The organism is Candidatus Hydrogenedentota bacterium (assembly GCA_035416745.1).
GTDB lineage: Bacteria > Hydrogenedentota > Hydrogenedentia > Hydrogenedentales > SLHB01 > UBA2224.
Genome location: DAOLNV010000043.1, coordinates 7,062 through 21,090, shown reverse-complemented (window position 1 = coordinate 21,090; position 14,029 = coordinate 7,062). Strand labels below are relative to the sequence as shown.

Below are 14,029 nucleotides of genomic sequence, written 5' to 3'. Positions count from 1 at the left end.
GCGATGATTGGCCGTGCCGGGGGCCGCGTGTGGGCGGAGCGGTCTGATTTGGGCGGAGCGCGGATAGTCGCCGATATGCCCGCCGGGCCAGCCCCGGAAACAGCAATGGGACAAGGAGCTCCCGAGATGACAGCTAAACTGAGAGTAGTGATCGTAGGCGGGGTGGCTGCCGGCCCGAAAGTGGCGTCGAAGATCATCCGGTTGCAGCCGGAGGCGGAAGTGACGATTCTCGAGAAGGGCAAATTCCTGTCCTATGCGGGCTGCGGGCTGCCGTACTACGTTTCGGGCGTAGTGAAAGAACAGGCGGAACTGATGTCGACGCCGGCGGGCGCGGTGCGCGACCCCGTGTTCTTCCAGAAGGTCAAGAATGTGGTTGTGCACAACGGCACGGAGGCCGTTGAGATTGACCGTGAAAACAAGCGCATACGCGCGCGGAACCTGGCTTCGGGCGAAGAGACGTGGCTCGAATACGACTACCTGGTGTTGGCGACCGGCGCGACTCCGGTGAAGCCGCCCGTTCCGGGGATCGAGCTTGAAAACGTATTCACCCTTCACGGGGTAAACGATGCCGAGGGCATCCGCCATCTGCTGAGCAAAGACAAGGCGCAGGACGTGGTGGTGATCGGCGGCGGGCTCATCGGGGTCGAAGTGACGGAGGCCCTGGTCGAGAAAGGTTGCCGGGTGACCATGGTCGAGCTGGCCGATCAGATCCTCGGGATGCTCGATTGGGAGATGGCGCAGCTGGTCGAGCAGCACATGGAATCGCGAGGCGTCAAGGTCATGACGAACACGACAGCAACGTTGCTGGAGGGCGAAGGCGGCAAGGTCAAGCGCGTCGTGACCAACCAGGGCGTGCTCCCGGTGGACATGGTGATCATGGGGATTGGCGTTCGGCCCAACGTGGCGCTGGCAAAACAGGCGGGGCTCGAGATCGGCAGGACGGGCGCGATCAAAGTGGATGACCATCTGCGGACGTCCGACCCGAACGTGTTCGCGGTTGGCGACTGCGCGGAGAACGTCGACCTGATAACGGGGGAGCCGTCGTATGTGCCGCTGGGTTCGACTGCGAACAAGCACGGCCGGGTGGCGGCGATCAACATCTGCGGCGGCCAGGACACGTATCCGGGGATTCTGGGGAGCGCGGTCTGCAAGGTGTTTGATTTCTGCGTGGGGCGGACGGGGCTCACGGAACGGCAGGCCCGCGCGGGCGGGTTCGACGTGATCACGGTCCATTCGCCGGCGCCGGACAGGGCGCACTACATGCCCACGGTGAGACCGTTGATGATGAAACTGGTGGTGGAGCGTACGAGCCGGAAACTGCTCGGATTGCAGGCGGTGGGCCCCGGCGCAGGCGACAAACGCGTGGACATCGCGGCGATGGCCATCACCGCGGGGATGACCGTGGACCAGCTCGCAAAGGTGGATCTATGCTACGCGCCGCCTTATTCGCCGGCCATGGACAACATCATCACCGCGGCGGACATCGCGCGGAACAAGCTGTCCGGCGCGATGAACGGCATCACCGCCCGGGAAGTGCACGAACTCATGCAGAAGAAGGATGCGGCCGTGTTCCTGGACGTGCGGTCGCCGGGCGAATTCGAGCAGGTGCGGCTGCCGGGATCGCTCAACATCCCGTTGGGCGCGTTGCGCGGCCGTTTGCACGAGCTGGACAAGGACAAGCCGATCGTCGCGTTCTGCAAGATCTCGCTGCGCGGATACGAAGCGGGCCTGATTCTCAAACACGCGGGATTCAAGGATGTGCGGGTGCTTGACGGCGGCATCGCCATGTGGCCGTATGAGAAGGTGCAGTAGGCGGCGGAGCAAAGAACGATGGGGCCTGCGGGGCTTCTGAGGCCTCTCAGACTGTGCATAATTGTCGCGCTTTCGACGGAATCATTGACAGGGAACAAGGCTCGTGCCGCTTCAATCCGCCGCTTCAGCGGGGTTCAGGGTGAGTGCAAGCTGCATGCCCGGTTGGATGTCGAGCTCCTGCGTTGCCGGGACATAGCCGGGGCCTTCCAGGGAGATGCGGTGCGTGCCTTCGGCCATATTTTGCAGGGTGAAGCGCCCGGAACTGTCGGTGATGGCCGTCCGTTGACGCGTCCACGTGTCTCCCCAGTTGCCATGCAGGTCTTTGCCGGGACTCCATACAGGCGATGCCTGTATGTTCACGAAGGGGACCGGTTCACCTTCAGGTGTGGCGACCGTGCCCGTCACTTCTAATCCAGCTTGCACGTGGACCGTGCCCAGGTCGATTCCAGCGCCCGGGTTCAGGGTGAAATTGTCAGTTACGATGGGCGCAAAATCAGGGCCCACGATGGCCATCGCCGCAGACGCTGCTTCCGGCACAAAGCCAAAGGAGAAAGCGCCGTCCGCATCGAGACCCGGTCCGAATTCGCGCGTGTCACCTTCGGTGAGCACCAGGAAAGCCGCGCGCTGTACCGGAAGGCGCGAATCCGCGTAAAGGAGCCGCCCTGAGACGGTAGCGGGACGGTTGAAGACAATCCGGAGACCATCTTGGGGGTGGTAATATTCCTTATGACGCTGTCCCTCCACAATCACCCGGAGCCGGTAGTTTCCATCCGGATTCAAGCCCTCGGCACGAAACCGCCCGTTGCCGTCCGTCACGCCCTCGCGCTCGATCGAACCGGACTCGACCTCCCAGGACGCACCCGCCGCCGGCGCACCGTTATCCCAGACAACGATTCCCGCGAGGCTGGCGTCGCCCTCGACGGTCTCCTGGCGCGGGGGAGTAGACGTCTCGGCCTCCACGCCCTTCGGCGGGAATGTCATCCATGTGATCTCGCCGTCGCGCACATCTACCTGTTTGATGTCCGCGAAATTCTGTGTGCGGCCGGAAAATGCAAGACGGCCCTGGTAGTGGACTTCGTGACGTCCTGGCATGACTTGCTCGAACTCGAAACGCAGTTCGCGCGGCTGCTCCTCGACATGGTCCACTTCGGCCCACGCCGCAGGGGCGTATAGCTCCTTTGCGCGCTCTTCGCGGCCGGCCGGCTTCAACTTTACCCACTCCAATTCGAAGTTCTCGGCCTCGACCAGGATTGTTCCTCGCACCGTGCCGCCATGGCTCAGAACGACCTCGCCGAGGTCGGCAGTCTCATTTGCGGAAACCGTGAATTCATCAGACAAGCAGGGCGCAAAGCTCTGCTCAGAGAGTACGATCAGCCGATGGCTGCCGGGAGGCACGCCAACGAAACGGAACGGCGTGCCAGAAGAGACCGTCACGCGTTGGTTTGCATCGTAAGGGCCCTTGAACGCTCTCTCTCGCCACGAACGGGACTCTACGAACGGTTCCAGCGCGAGGTGATCGTCATCCACGGTCAGTTGCGTCAATACGGCCTGTCCGCCATCACACGTTTTCAGTATTCCGGTTACGGTCCCGCCCGGTTCGACGGTGAAGAGCGCCCCCTGACAATCCCCGCCGCCAGGATACTCGAACTTCTCCGGCGAGACGGCGCACCACGGGTCCTTGTGCGTCAGGGTCACGCGCACATCGCAGGGCCCGTACAGATTGGGGAGCGCGAACGTGCCGTCGCGGGCGGTTTGCGTGCTCTGGCCGGCGCCGCTGACTTCGAGGCCCGGGGCGCCGTGTCCGGAGGAAGTCTCCACGCGGCCGTAAAGCACGTACTGCCCCGGTACCATGACCGTGTCCAGGTCAAGACGGTGTTCTCCCGTTTCAAGGGTGAACCCGTGATATTCCTTCTGAGTGTGATATGCCGGCTTGTTAAAGTAGATGTGGTAGAGAGAGCCCAAATTTTCTCCTGGTGCGTTTGGCGGGGCGCCGCGCAGATGGCGAAACTCGTAGCGTCCGTCCCGGTCTGTTGGCGTCTCACCCACAAAGAACAAGGTTCCCATCCCGGAATAGACGCGAACGGCAACACGCTCAAGAGGGTGTCCGTCGGGGTCGGTTACCTGTCCCCCGAGGGCCGTATCAGTCGGCTGGATTTGAATGTCGAAGTTGGTGACGTTGTCGCCGGCGTTGAGGGCGATCTCTTTGCTTCCGAAGGCGGCTCGCAGTTGGGCGCGGATGACATAGGTTCCGGGCGAGAAATTGGTGAAGGAATACTCCCCGCCAACTTCCACCTCGTGCCAGCCCATACTGGTCGAGCCGCTGATTTCACCATCGACTATCTTGAGTCTTGCCGCGTCGGCCCATGCGGGCCCATCGCCCGGTTGCCAATTGCTTAATAGCACCCGCCCAGAGACAGAGCACTGGGGCTGGTCAGGCAGCCAGGGTTCGTTGCTCGAGCCCGGAGCCGAACGAGGCTCATCGGCGGTCTCAGGCTTCGTGGTCGGCGCCGGAGAATCATCCGATGCCACGGCGAGCGCTACAGGCTGCGCACGCGCTGGCGGCGCGGCATCGTTTTTCAGATGCGCTAGATAAGCGGCGCCGATGCTTACCGCGAGTGCCAGGATGGCTCCGGCCGCGAGTTTGAAAGCCAGCGTGCCCGTCAGCGACCCGAACCCGGCAGTTCCCGCGGGCGTTGCGCCGCTTGACAAGGCGAGTTTTCCCAGTCCCGCTGATAATGAAGCCGGGACGGTCGTCGCTTCGGCCAGATTTGCACGGAACAGTGCCGCGAGGGCTGAAGCGGTGATAGGCACCCCCCGCCGCACGAGACCCTTTCGTATCTCGCGAATGCCCCGGTCAATGCGCTGGGTGACGGCAGGGCGGGAGACGCCAAGCTCGCGGGCAATCGCCTGGTGGGTCTTGCCTTCAAGAAAATGACCGACAAGGGGCCTGCGCAGGCGATAGGGGAGGTCGGCGATGGCCTCGTCGATCAGTTCATAGATGTCGTCCCATTGCAGCTCGACATGCACCGTTTTCGATTCGGCGTATCGTTTTTCGCGCTCCTTGCGGCGGATGTCGGAACGCACGCTGTTCAGGGCCCGGTAGGTAGCCACCTTGTGCAGCCACGGACCCAAGTGGCCATGAGGCGGTTTCTTCATGGTTGCGAGGGATTCGAAACATTCCTGGGCCACGTCTTCGGCCTTGGCAGGGTCTCTTAACACCCGGGCACACGTGGCATATACCATCCCCGCATATTGCAGACACAAGGCTCGAAAGGCTTCGGGCTCGCGTTCACGCATCCACCGTTCGAGCAGTGCCTTGTCGGAATCGGCCATTTCCGCAATTCCCATTCTCGTTGTTTTATCCTACTCCTATCTCACCGCGGGAGGCCAAATGGTAAGGCGCTTTGTAGTTTCGGGGACACAATACTCAATTCGGACTACGAATGCGCAATAGATCCATGACAAAATGTGTGCGGAAAGTCCCAATTGAGTATTGTGTCCCCGAAATTGGCCGATTCGCGGTATGATACAAAACATGATCGATACCGATATGCCCGATCAGCTTGATGCCCCGGACAGCGGGTCTACCGAGCCGCGTCCGAAATCCTATGGTCCCTGGAACGCGTTTACGGGGTCCGATTACGCGTTGGCGATACTGGGGGCGTTGCTTGCGCTGGCAGTGTATTTGAAGACGCTTGCGGTGACGGTTACGGGCGAGGATAGCGGCGAATTGGTGGCTGCGGCGGCCACGCTGGGGATCCCGCACCCGACAGGGTATCCGCTTTGGTGTCTGTTGGGGTATGCGTTTACGAAGGTCATCCCGATCGGAGACGCGGCCTTCCGGGTCAACTTCATGTCGGCCGTTTTCGGCGCGGCGACGGTTTTTTTGGTGATTCTGATCGTGATTCGTCTGACGCGGAGCCATTTGGCGGGGCTTGGCGGCGGATTGTCGCTGGCGTTCTCGCGGGAGTTCTGGGAACAGAGCGTCATTGCCGAGGTGTACACGCTGAACGCGTTCTTTTTTGCGTGGTGCATTTTGATCATTCTGGCTTGGCGCGAATCGCGGCGGGACCGTCTGCTGCGCTGGTTCGCGCTGGTCTATGGGCTGAGCCTTACGAATCACAGCACGATGGCCATGGTGGGGCCGGTATTTGGGCTGTACGTGCTGGCCATCGAACCGCGGATTTGGCGGCGGTTCGGGTTGCTGGCCTCGATGGCGGGCCTGGCGGCGCTGGGTTTCTCGGTGAACCTGTATTTGCCCATTCGCTCGGCGGCGAACCCGCCGATGGACTGGGGTAATCCGGAGACCCTTCAGGGTTTCTGGGACGTGATTACCCGCAAGCAATACCAGTTCATGTTCTATCAGTTTCCCCATTCGTTCGGGCGGTTTGCGTTGCAGGTGCGGGCGTTTTTCGAGGGATATGTGCGCGAGTTTACGCCGGCCATTGCGTGGCTGCCGCTGGTGGGGCTTGCGAGTCTGTGGCAGCGGTGGCGCAGCGCGGCGGTCCTGCTTTTTGGACTGTTCGCGGTGGTCGTCCTTGGGTTTATGCTTCTGCTGAACTACGCGCTGACATACGAATCGCTCTGGATCGTGAGCACGCATTGGATACCCGCGTATGTGGTCTCGGGGATTTTGATTGGGGTGGCGATTCATGCGCTGGGCAAGGCGTCGCGGCACCAGCAGTGGATCCAGGCTGCCGTGGCCGCGGTATGCATGGTGCTGCCGTTGATGGAACACTATGAGCACAACGATCGCAGCAACGCGCGCATGGCGCTGGATTACGCCGTGAACGTGCTCAAGACGATGGAGCCGGATGCGGTGTATATCCCGACCGCGGACCACGCGATTTTCCCGGTGGTGTATCTTCAAGTGGTGAAGGGGATGCGTCCCGACGTGTTTATCGGCAACAAGTACGGGGACATTGATCCCGTTTTCCGCAACTACCTGCCCGAAGAGGAGCGGGCCCGGGCGGCGACGTTTCTGACGAACGAACAACGCAGCCTTGCTCTCCAGCGCTTCATCGACGAGACCACGCGGCCGGTGTATTTCAGTCATCGCTCGATGATTCCGGCGCTGCCGGACCACGAGATCGTCAACGCCGGGCTTCTGTACCGGGTAGCGCCCCGGGAGCCGTCCGTCTCGTACGCCGGGATCTGGGACCAGTACCGGTGGAACGCGAAGGAACTGATGGCTAGCCGTCTCGATGGCGATTGGACCGACGCGGTCATCGCGTTTGACTATTTCTTCGGGCTGGGCCGCGCGTTACTTGATGAAGACGCGCAAGACGACGCGTTCGATGCCTTTGAACTGGCATTGACCGCTATAGGATGGCAGTCGGAATGGACCAACGATGTCGGCACTGAATGCGGGCGTCACGGTCTGCTTGACGCCGCGGAAATGTACTATCGGGGAGCGCTGTCCGGGGCGCCGCACGCTGCCTACATCCGCAAGAATCTCGCGAGAACGCTTATGCAACAGGGTAAGTGGAGGGATGCGCGCGAGCAATTGGAGACCGTGCTCGCGGACCGCCCCGAAGACTACCCGGCGTTACGGTTGAGCGCGCGCACCTTGCGGAATCTCGGCGAGTATGATCTCGCCCTGGCCCGGCTCGACCGCGCCGCGCGGCTGCGGCCCAACGATGCCTCGATCTACCGCGAGATGAGCGCGATCTACGGCGATGACAAGAAGGATGCGGACGCGGCGCGGCGGTTCTCGGAAAAGGCCGGCCGTCTTGAAGGAAAGGATACTGCTCCCACCCAGCCCGTTCGCGACGGGAGGACAATATAGGCATAGCTCCCGCCTGCTTCCGCGCGGACGCTTTTGAGCCCTTGGCCCATGCACTCGTGATTGAGTATTGTGTCCCCAGAATTCCCTGTCACGTCACGCCTATTTCGCGGGCAGCACGAACAGGCGCCCATCTCCTGCCCCGAGAGACACCTGGAGGCCTTCCATCTCGGGGCTGTCGTCGATGACGGGGGCCATTTCGCCGGTGCGTTTGTCGACCTCGATGACCTGGTCTGCGGGCACGTCGAATGTGACGGTTGGCCACGCGGTGTAGGCGAACCGGTAGTTGTTGAGCAGGACGGCGCGGCGTCCGTCGGCGTGACGAAACACGCCGATGAGGTAGTCATGCGGGGGATCATGGTCCGCGCGCGTGATGTTCACGATGGGCGTGCCTTGGAGTACGGTCTCCGGCTTGTCGCCCGCTTCTTCGGCGACGCGGTACACGCCGGTGCTGGTAAGTTGCATCAGGGTTGGGCCAAGGTTCTTGAGTTCGGCGTTGATGCGCTGGGCCTCGTAGTAGTGGCGGGTCCGGCGTCCGTCGCGCGCGATGATGGCGCCGCCTTTTGGAAACTCATCGCTGACGGGGGTGTAGTAGCAGAAATACAGCACGCCTTTTGCGCCATAGGCCAGCGACGTGAAGATCTGCCAGCGGAGTTGCCCTTCGGTGGGATCGGTGTGGGGGCCGTAGGGCATGATGTTGAAGAAGTTCCAGAAGGGGATGTTCCGCTCGAGAGCGTATTTGCGCATGACGGCGAGGTTCTCACAGTACCCTTCCCGGCCGTCGCGTCCGGGCAGGAAGATGGGATAGTGGTCCATGCTGAGGACGCTGGGTTCGAGCGTCTCGACGAACAAGCGCACGTGTTCGTCGTAGGTGGGCGTTCCCAGCTGCTTCTCGTTGGCGTAGTCGGGAAACAGGTTGATATAGCAGAGCTTTCCGGGCCGTACTTTGCGGATGGCGTCGGCTTTCTGGCGCAAATCCGGGAAGTCGGAGGCGCTGGGTTCATCGCGCAGGCTGTATCCCCACAGGGCGGGGCCGTCGGGGAGGTCTTCCGGGGCGATGCCGTGACTTGGCGCGACCAGTCTCAGGCCGTATTTCTCGCAGAGGGCCATTTGCTGGGAGACCTTTTCGACGCCGGTTCCGCCGAATCCGCCGATGACGAGCGTGAAATTGGCGTCGGCGAGTTCCTTGTACCGCGCGTCGGCGTTTGCGTCGAGGGGCGGGTCGACCCAGAGTCCGATGGCCAACCGGTCCTGAACAAAAGTCTCGGCGGCATGTGCGGCGGCTCCGAGAACACCGAGCGTTGCGACACCTGTTATTGCGGCAAACCAAGCGGCGTTCTTCATGAGAGTTCTCCTATTCCGCGGGCAGGTTGATGATGCGGCCGGTCATGGCGGCTTCGGTTGCCGCAAGCGTTGCCCGCAGGCTTCGCAAGGCATCGGCGTAATCGCTTCGGACATTCGAGAAATCGTTTCTCCTGACGGCGTCGACGAACACGGCGTCGATGTTGCGCGAGTCATCAGCGGGGATGGTCTCGGTTTTGAGTTCGGCGCCCGCTTTCCGGGTGATCTCCATGCCGGCGAACGTCAGTTTGAGGCGGAACTCGGTGGTGAAGATGTCGAAGATGACGTCCCACATATAGGGCACCTGGCATGAGCACATGAAGGTTGCGGGAATACCGGAGCGGAACTTCATGAGCAGGGCTGTTGCATCCCAGATGTTGTAGTCGTGCACATCGAGTCCGGCGACGGCGTCCGCGGCCGAGCCTTTGCTCAGGGCAGTCGCGTCGAGCGTGTCGGCGGTGACTTTTGCACCGGTGCGGTTGGTGGCGGCGAGCCACGCGATTTCGCCGAGGATAAACCGCATCATGTCGATGAGGTGGGTTGCCTGCTCGGTGATTTGCCCGCCCGAGAGGGCCATGCGGGTATACCAGCCGCCGGGGGCGCCGCCGACGTAATGGGCGTTGACGGCGTTGATGAACTGGCCCTTGAGCATTTCGCGGGCCTTGTCGCAGATGTCAAGGTAGCGGATCTGGTAGCCGACGCAGGTTTTGATGCCCCGGCGCTGGATGCGCTCGAGAATGTCTTCCGCGAGTACGAGGCTGGTTGCGAGCGGTTTTTCGACAAAGAACGGCAGGCCTTTTTGGATCACGTCGATCTCGGGTTCGCCGTGCTGGTGGGGCGGGATCGAGATGTAACAACAGTCCAGGTCCTCGTGGGCCAGCATCTCTTTGTGGCTCGCGTACGGTTTTGCGCCGTGTTTGGAGGCCGTTGCTTCGGCTTTGGGGAACGCGAGGTCTGTTACGGCGACAATGCGAGCCTCGGGCGCATTCTTGACGAGGCTGTCCATGTGCCAGTTGGCGTTTCCCCCGCAACCGATGAATCCTATCCTGACGGTCATGTGCGCACCCTTTCCATGGCAATTCCCCGGGGCGAATTGACGGGAATGCTGTTGCCCGTTGTGGTCAGGGTATCATATGCGAGTCCCGGAGCCGGAGTCCAAGTAAAGCTCGGTTCGGCTTTGGCCTGGAAGACGCGCGGCAATGGATACGGCGCTGGATTCCAATGGGGGCCCTGGTTTGCACCTGCGCGTCCGGCGGGGTACGATCAAGGGGCAATTGTTGCAGCGCGGAATGCAGACGCACGACCGCGACGGAGGACCATGTCGCAAGCGGAGACCAAATGCCCGAAATGTGGGGCCACGTTCCCGTTGGGCCACCAGATGTGCGTGCATTGCGGGACGCGCCTGCCCGGGTCGCAGCCGGGCACGGGTCCGGGCCAGGGCGGCGCGAAAGACGCGAAGTGGTACTTTCGGCCGGGGCAGGTTGTGGCCAGCCGGTACACGGTGATCAACATGATCGGCCGGGGTGGCATGGGCTGTATTTACAAGGTGCACGATAACACCCTTGAAGAAGACGTGGCCTTGAAAACGCTGTTGCCGAGGTTCACCAACGATCAGCACGTGGTGGACCGGTTCTTCAACGAAGCCCGCATCGCGCGGCAGCTATCGCACCCCAACATCGTCCGCGTTCACGATATCGGCATGGCCGGGACGGTTGTGTACATCTCGATGGAATATGTCAGAGGGCGCTCGTTGCGCGAATGGCTTGATTCCATCCCCGCCGGACAGTGCATGCCGATCGCCTACGCCCTGCGGCTGATGATCCAACTGAGCGCGGCGCTCGAATTTGCTCACAAGTTCACTGTACACCGCGACCTGAAACCCGAAAACGTCATGATTACCGAGCGAGGGCAGGTCAAGCTCATGGACTTCGGCATCTCGAAGCTGAGGTCCAACGTGCAGCTCACGTCGGCCCAAATGGTTATGGGCACCCCGAAATACATGTCGCCCGAGCAGCTTAAAGACAGCAGCAAGGTGGACCATCGGACCGACATTTACGCGCTTGGGGCCATGCTGTATGAAGTGCTTACGGGCAACGTTCCAACAGGCCTCGCGCAGCGGCCCTCGCAGATTCGTAACGAAACGCCGCCGGAGCTCGATGCCATCGTGTCGAGATGCCTTGCGCTGGATCCCAATGACCGTTATCAAAGCGCCGTGGAGTTGCGCGGGGAGTTGCAGCGTTTGCTGGAGATGGTCGAGAAGAGCACGGGCATCGAGATTCCCGAGTTCGAGATTCCCGTCCCGCAAAGGGTATCCGCCGGTTTTCCGCTCAAGAAGATTTTGGGGGTTTTGGCGGCCGTTCTTGTCGTCGTTTTGGCTGCAGCAGGTGTGTGGCGTCTCGAAAGAATCCCGAGCGGGGACGATACATCAAACGCGGGGACGCCGCCGGAACCGGCGGCGTCCCGGGCGGACCCCTTTGAGGCGGCGTTCGACGACTTGGCGGCTCGTGTGGAGCGCGCCCGCGAGGCAGCGGTTGCCATGGCAGCCCGCGAGGCAGCGGCGCCGGCAGGAATGGAGTCCGGCGCGGATGCGGAAGGCGGCGCCGCCAACCAGGGGAACGCATCGAATCGAATGGCACAAACCACATATGTAAATGAGGGCGACGCGTCTTGGAAGAATGCCCAGGAACTTGCCTCCCGGCGCCAGCCGGATGCGTTTCAGGAAGGGTGGCACGCCTTGGAATGCTATCTTGGGCCGGTTATCTGCCCTGTGGACATGGCGTTCGTGCCGCCGGGCGAGACGGTTGTGGAACAGGGCCGCGACCCGGTGTTTGTGGACGGTTTCTTCATAGAGAAGCTCGAGGTGTCGGGCGCACAGTTTCGCGCTTTCGCTCTGGAGCCGAACAGAAATTGGCATCTGCCCGGTTATCTTGCCGCCCCGGTGGTGGAGGAGAGCGTTCTGGCATTGCCTGTTGTGGGTGTGACGTTCTACGACGCGCTGGCGTATGCCGCGTCGGCGGCTCCGGCGCCCTGGGCCAGACGGACTCTCCCGACAGAGGCCCAGTGGGCCCGGGCGGCGTACGGCGGCGCGCGGTCAATCTCCCCCTACCCATGGGGGACGGAGTGGGATGCGGCGGCATCGAGTGCCGCCGGAGACGCTGATGGCTATCCGGGTTCTGCGCCGCCGGGATCATTCGAGTCCGATCGGTCGTCGTTTGGCTGTTACGACGTGGCGGGGAACGTCATGGAATGGACGCGGTCGGTGTTCGCGAGCCCGTACGAGCGGTCTCGTGCCGATGTTGCCTTGGACGACATCTGGTTCGGGTCTGTCCTTTCGGTGCGTGGCGGATGCTATAACGAATCCGAAGTGCCGTTGACCGAACGCCGCAGCGCCGCGTTTGACGAGGCCAACTCGTTCCTGGGATTCCGCTGCGTGCTGCCATTTCCCGCGGATCTCGAGACCGTGGACGCCGTGCTGCCGAGATAATGCCGCAAGGTACCCGTAACTATTCGTTTTCCAAGGATTTTTAGCGATTTTGGGGCATGCGGTTTGACACGTCCCGTTCCCAGGTCATATAATGGTGGGGTGGTAGTAAGAAATTCCCCATGAGCTCCAAGAGGCTGCCATGAGTGCTCTCTCGTGTCCCCATTGCGGCAACGCTCGCATGATAATGGCCAAAGTTCCCCGCGATGTTGTGGTGGTGCTTCCGTGTCCCGAGTGTCACGAACTGATGGTGCTGTTTCAGGATAAGGCCATTGCGTTGAGCCGCGAAATCCTTCGGAACGGCACAAAAGAAGAGCGTCGCAATCACATCGCCGAGATCGTGGAAGAATTCCTGCCGCGCGAGCTGTTCTCGGGCACTGTGGAGTGGGATTTTGGCGAAGGAGTGTCGCCTTTCCCGTTTGGAGAACGCCCGACTCGCCGTCCCAGACCACGGGCGCCCGAAACCCGGGAAGACCAGCATCCGCCCATTACGGACGAGGAAGCCGAGCGCTTTTACCGGTTCGAGCTGCACCGCATCGACGAGCCCCAGTATTTCAAGCGGCATTTTGGCGGTTAGTCTGTCTTGCGCGGATGGGTGGGAGCGGCTGCCTGAAACAGCGCGATTCCGGCCGCGACGGCTACGTTGAGGCTGTCAAGGTCGTGGGCAAGGGGGATGCGGACTAACGCATCGCAACGCTTGCGCACAGGTCCGCGGAGCCCGGCCGTCTCGTTTCCCATCACAAGCACGCAGCGTTCCGCCCACGACACGTCAAAGACGGATTCTTTTCCGGCGGCGTCCATACCGTAGACCCAGAATCCGGCCTGTTGCATGCGCACGAGGGCTTCGGGCAGTTTGAGTAAGGCGACGATGGGTATATGGAACACCGTGCCAGCACTGGCGCGGACCACCGATTCGTCGAGAAGCGCCCCGCCCCGCGAGGTGAGCACGACGGCGGCCGCCCCCGCGCCCACCGCAGTGCGTACGAGCATGCCGAGATTCTTGGGGTGCTGGACGCCGTCGAGCGCGAGGATGATTGCGCGGTCCGGGCAGGTTGCGAGCACGGTTTCGAGTTCGGCGGTGGCGACCGGATTAATACGTGCCACAACACCCTGATGGTCGCGGGAATCCGCAAGCTCGTTGAGCTTCGCCAGGGGCACGAAGTCGTACGGGATCCCTTGCGCGCGGGCCAGCTCGACCAGGGCCTGCTTGCCGCGCACCTTCGCGTCCTTTGCGAGGTAGATCCGGTTTACTCGCCCTTGGGCGCGCAACGCTTCGGACACCGCGTTGGCGCCGTAGATAACATCCGCCATGGTGCTCACTTTCCAGCGTGTCAGTCGTCTTCCCCGGGCGTCTGGCGCAGCTGTTTTTTCCGCGAGAGTTGGCGTTTGGTGTCGACGCGCCGTTGCCGCGACGCCCCGGACGGCGCTGTCGCGACGCGCCGTTTGCGCCGCCGGCGCCGCAATGCGAGGCGGCGCTCGAGCTCCTCAAGAGCAGCGGCCTTGTTGCGGTGCTGGGAACGCGACGCGGTGGCGACAACGACAATCCCCGTGGGGATATGGCGCACCCGTACCGCGGATTCCGTGACGTTCTTCTTCTGCCCGCCGGGGCC

General features: G+C 62.1%; 9 protein-coding genes. 4 read left to right on the top strand and 5 right to left on the bottom strand.

From position 1 onward, the window contains the following. Window positions 1–126 precede the first annotated feature (126 nt). Window positions 127–1,812 carry an FAD-dependent oxidoreductase gene (locus tag PLJ71_13455; GenBank protein ID HQM49689.1) on the top strand — a complete coding sequence of 562 codons (1,686 nt, stop codon included), beginning with the start codon at window positions 127–129 and terminating at the stop codon, window positions 1,810–1,812. 111 nt (window positions 1,813–1,923) lie between these two features. Here PLJ71_13455 and PLJ71_13450 read toward each other — a convergent pair whose 3' ends face one another. Continuing rightward, complete coding sequence (locus tag PLJ71_13450) at window positions 1,924–5,160, bottom strand: sigma-70 family RNA polymerase sigma factor (protein HQM49688.1); 3,237 nt, start codon at window positions 5,158–5,160, stop codon at window positions 1,924–1,926. 187 nt (window positions 5,161–5,347) lie between these two features. Here PLJ71_13450 and PLJ71_13445 point away from each other — a divergent pair, with 187 nt between their 5' ends. Further along, window positions 5,348–7,600 (top strand): DUF2723 domain-containing protein, encoded by a 2,253-nt coding sequence (locus PLJ71_13445; GenBank protein ID HQM49687.1) that lies wholly within the window; start codon window positions 5,348–5,350, stop codon window positions 7,598–7,600. Window positions 7,601–7,699: 99 nt separating this feature from the next. Here PLJ71_13445 and PLJ71_13440 read toward each other — a convergent pair whose 3' ends face one another. Beyond that, on the bottom strand, window positions 7,700–8,941 hold the full coding sequence (locus tag PLJ71_13440; protein ID HQM49686.1) for a hypothetical protein: 1,242 nt from the start codon (window positions 8,939–8,941) through the stop codon (window positions 7,700–7,702). A 10-nt stretch (window positions 8,942–8,951) separates the two neighbouring features. Then, window positions 8,952–9,995 (bottom strand): Gfo/Idh/MocA family oxidoreductase, encoded by a 1,044-nt coding sequence (locus PLJ71_13435; protein ID HQM49685.1) that lies wholly within the window; start codon window positions 9,993–9,995, stop codon window positions 8,952–8,954. A 261-nt stretch (window positions 9,996–10,256) separates the two neighbouring features. Here PLJ71_13435 and PLJ71_13430 point away from each other — a divergent pair, with 261 nt between their 5' ends. Together PLJ71_13430 and PLJ71_13425 are read left to right on the top strand one after the other, a co-directional pair. Continuing rightward, entirely contained in the window at window positions 10,257–12,422 is a 2,166-nt protein-coding gene (locus tag PLJ71_13430; protein ID HQM49684.1) for a bifunctional serine/threonine-protein kinase/formylglycine-generating enzyme family protein, read from the top strand. Window positions 12,423–12,561: 139 nt separating this feature from the next. Beyond that, complete coding sequence (locus tag PLJ71_13425) at window positions 12,562–12,996, top strand: hypothetical protein (protein HQM49683.1); 435 nt, start codon at window positions 12,562–12,564, stop codon at window positions 12,994–12,996. Here PLJ71_13425 and rlmB read toward each other — a convergent pair. Both rlmB and PLJ71_13415 read right to left on the bottom strand, forming a co-directional pair. After that, window positions 12,993–13,730, bottom strand: coding sequence for a 23S rRNA (guanosine(2251)-2'-O)-methyltransferase RlmB (gene rlmB / locus PLJ71_13420; protein ID HQM49682.1), 738 nt, complete (start codon window positions 13,728–13,730; stop codon window positions 12,993–12,995). The genes PLJ71_13425 and rlmB overlap by 4 nt on opposite strands. Before the next feature lie 20 nt (window positions 13,731–13,750). Further along, the coding region (locus tag PLJ71_13415) for a peptide chain release factor-like protein (GenBank protein ID HQM49681.1) at window positions 13,751–14,029 on the bottom strand (279 nt) is incomplete at its 5' end.

Excerpts from the sequence above, each read along its gene's own strand:
- PLJ71_13455 (HQM49689.1), top strand. The coding sequence starts at position 127 with ATGACAGCTAAACTGAGAGTAGTGATCGTAGGCGGGGTGGCTGCCGGC.
- PLJ71_13450 (HQM49688.1), bottom strand. The coding sequence starts at position 5,160 with ATGGGAATTGCGGAAATGGCCGATTCCGACAAGGCACTGCTCGAACGG.
- PLJ71_13445 (HQM49687.1), top strand. The coding sequence starts at position 5,348 with ATGATCGATACCGATATGCCCGATCAGCTTGATGCCCCGGACAGCGGG.
- PLJ71_13440 (HQM49686.1), bottom strand. The coding sequence starts at position 8,941 with ATGAAGAACGCCGCTTGGTTTGCCGCAATAACAGGTGTCGCAACGCTC.
- PLJ71_13435 (HQM49685.1), bottom strand. The coding sequence starts at position 9,995 with ATGACCGTCAGGATAGGATTCATCGGTTGCGGGGGAAACGCCAACTGG.
- PLJ71_13430 (HQM49684.1), top strand. The coding sequence starts at position 10,257 with ATGTCGCAAGCGGAGACCAAATGCCCGAAATGTGGGGCCACGTTCCCG.
- PLJ71_13425 (HQM49683.1), top strand. The coding sequence starts at position 12,562 with ATGAGTGCTCTCTCGTGTCCCCATTGCGGCAACGCTCGCATGATAATG.
- rlmB (HQM49682.1), bottom strand. The coding sequence starts at position 13,730 with ATGGCGGATGTTATCTACGGCGCCAACGCGGTGTCCGAAGCGTTGCGC.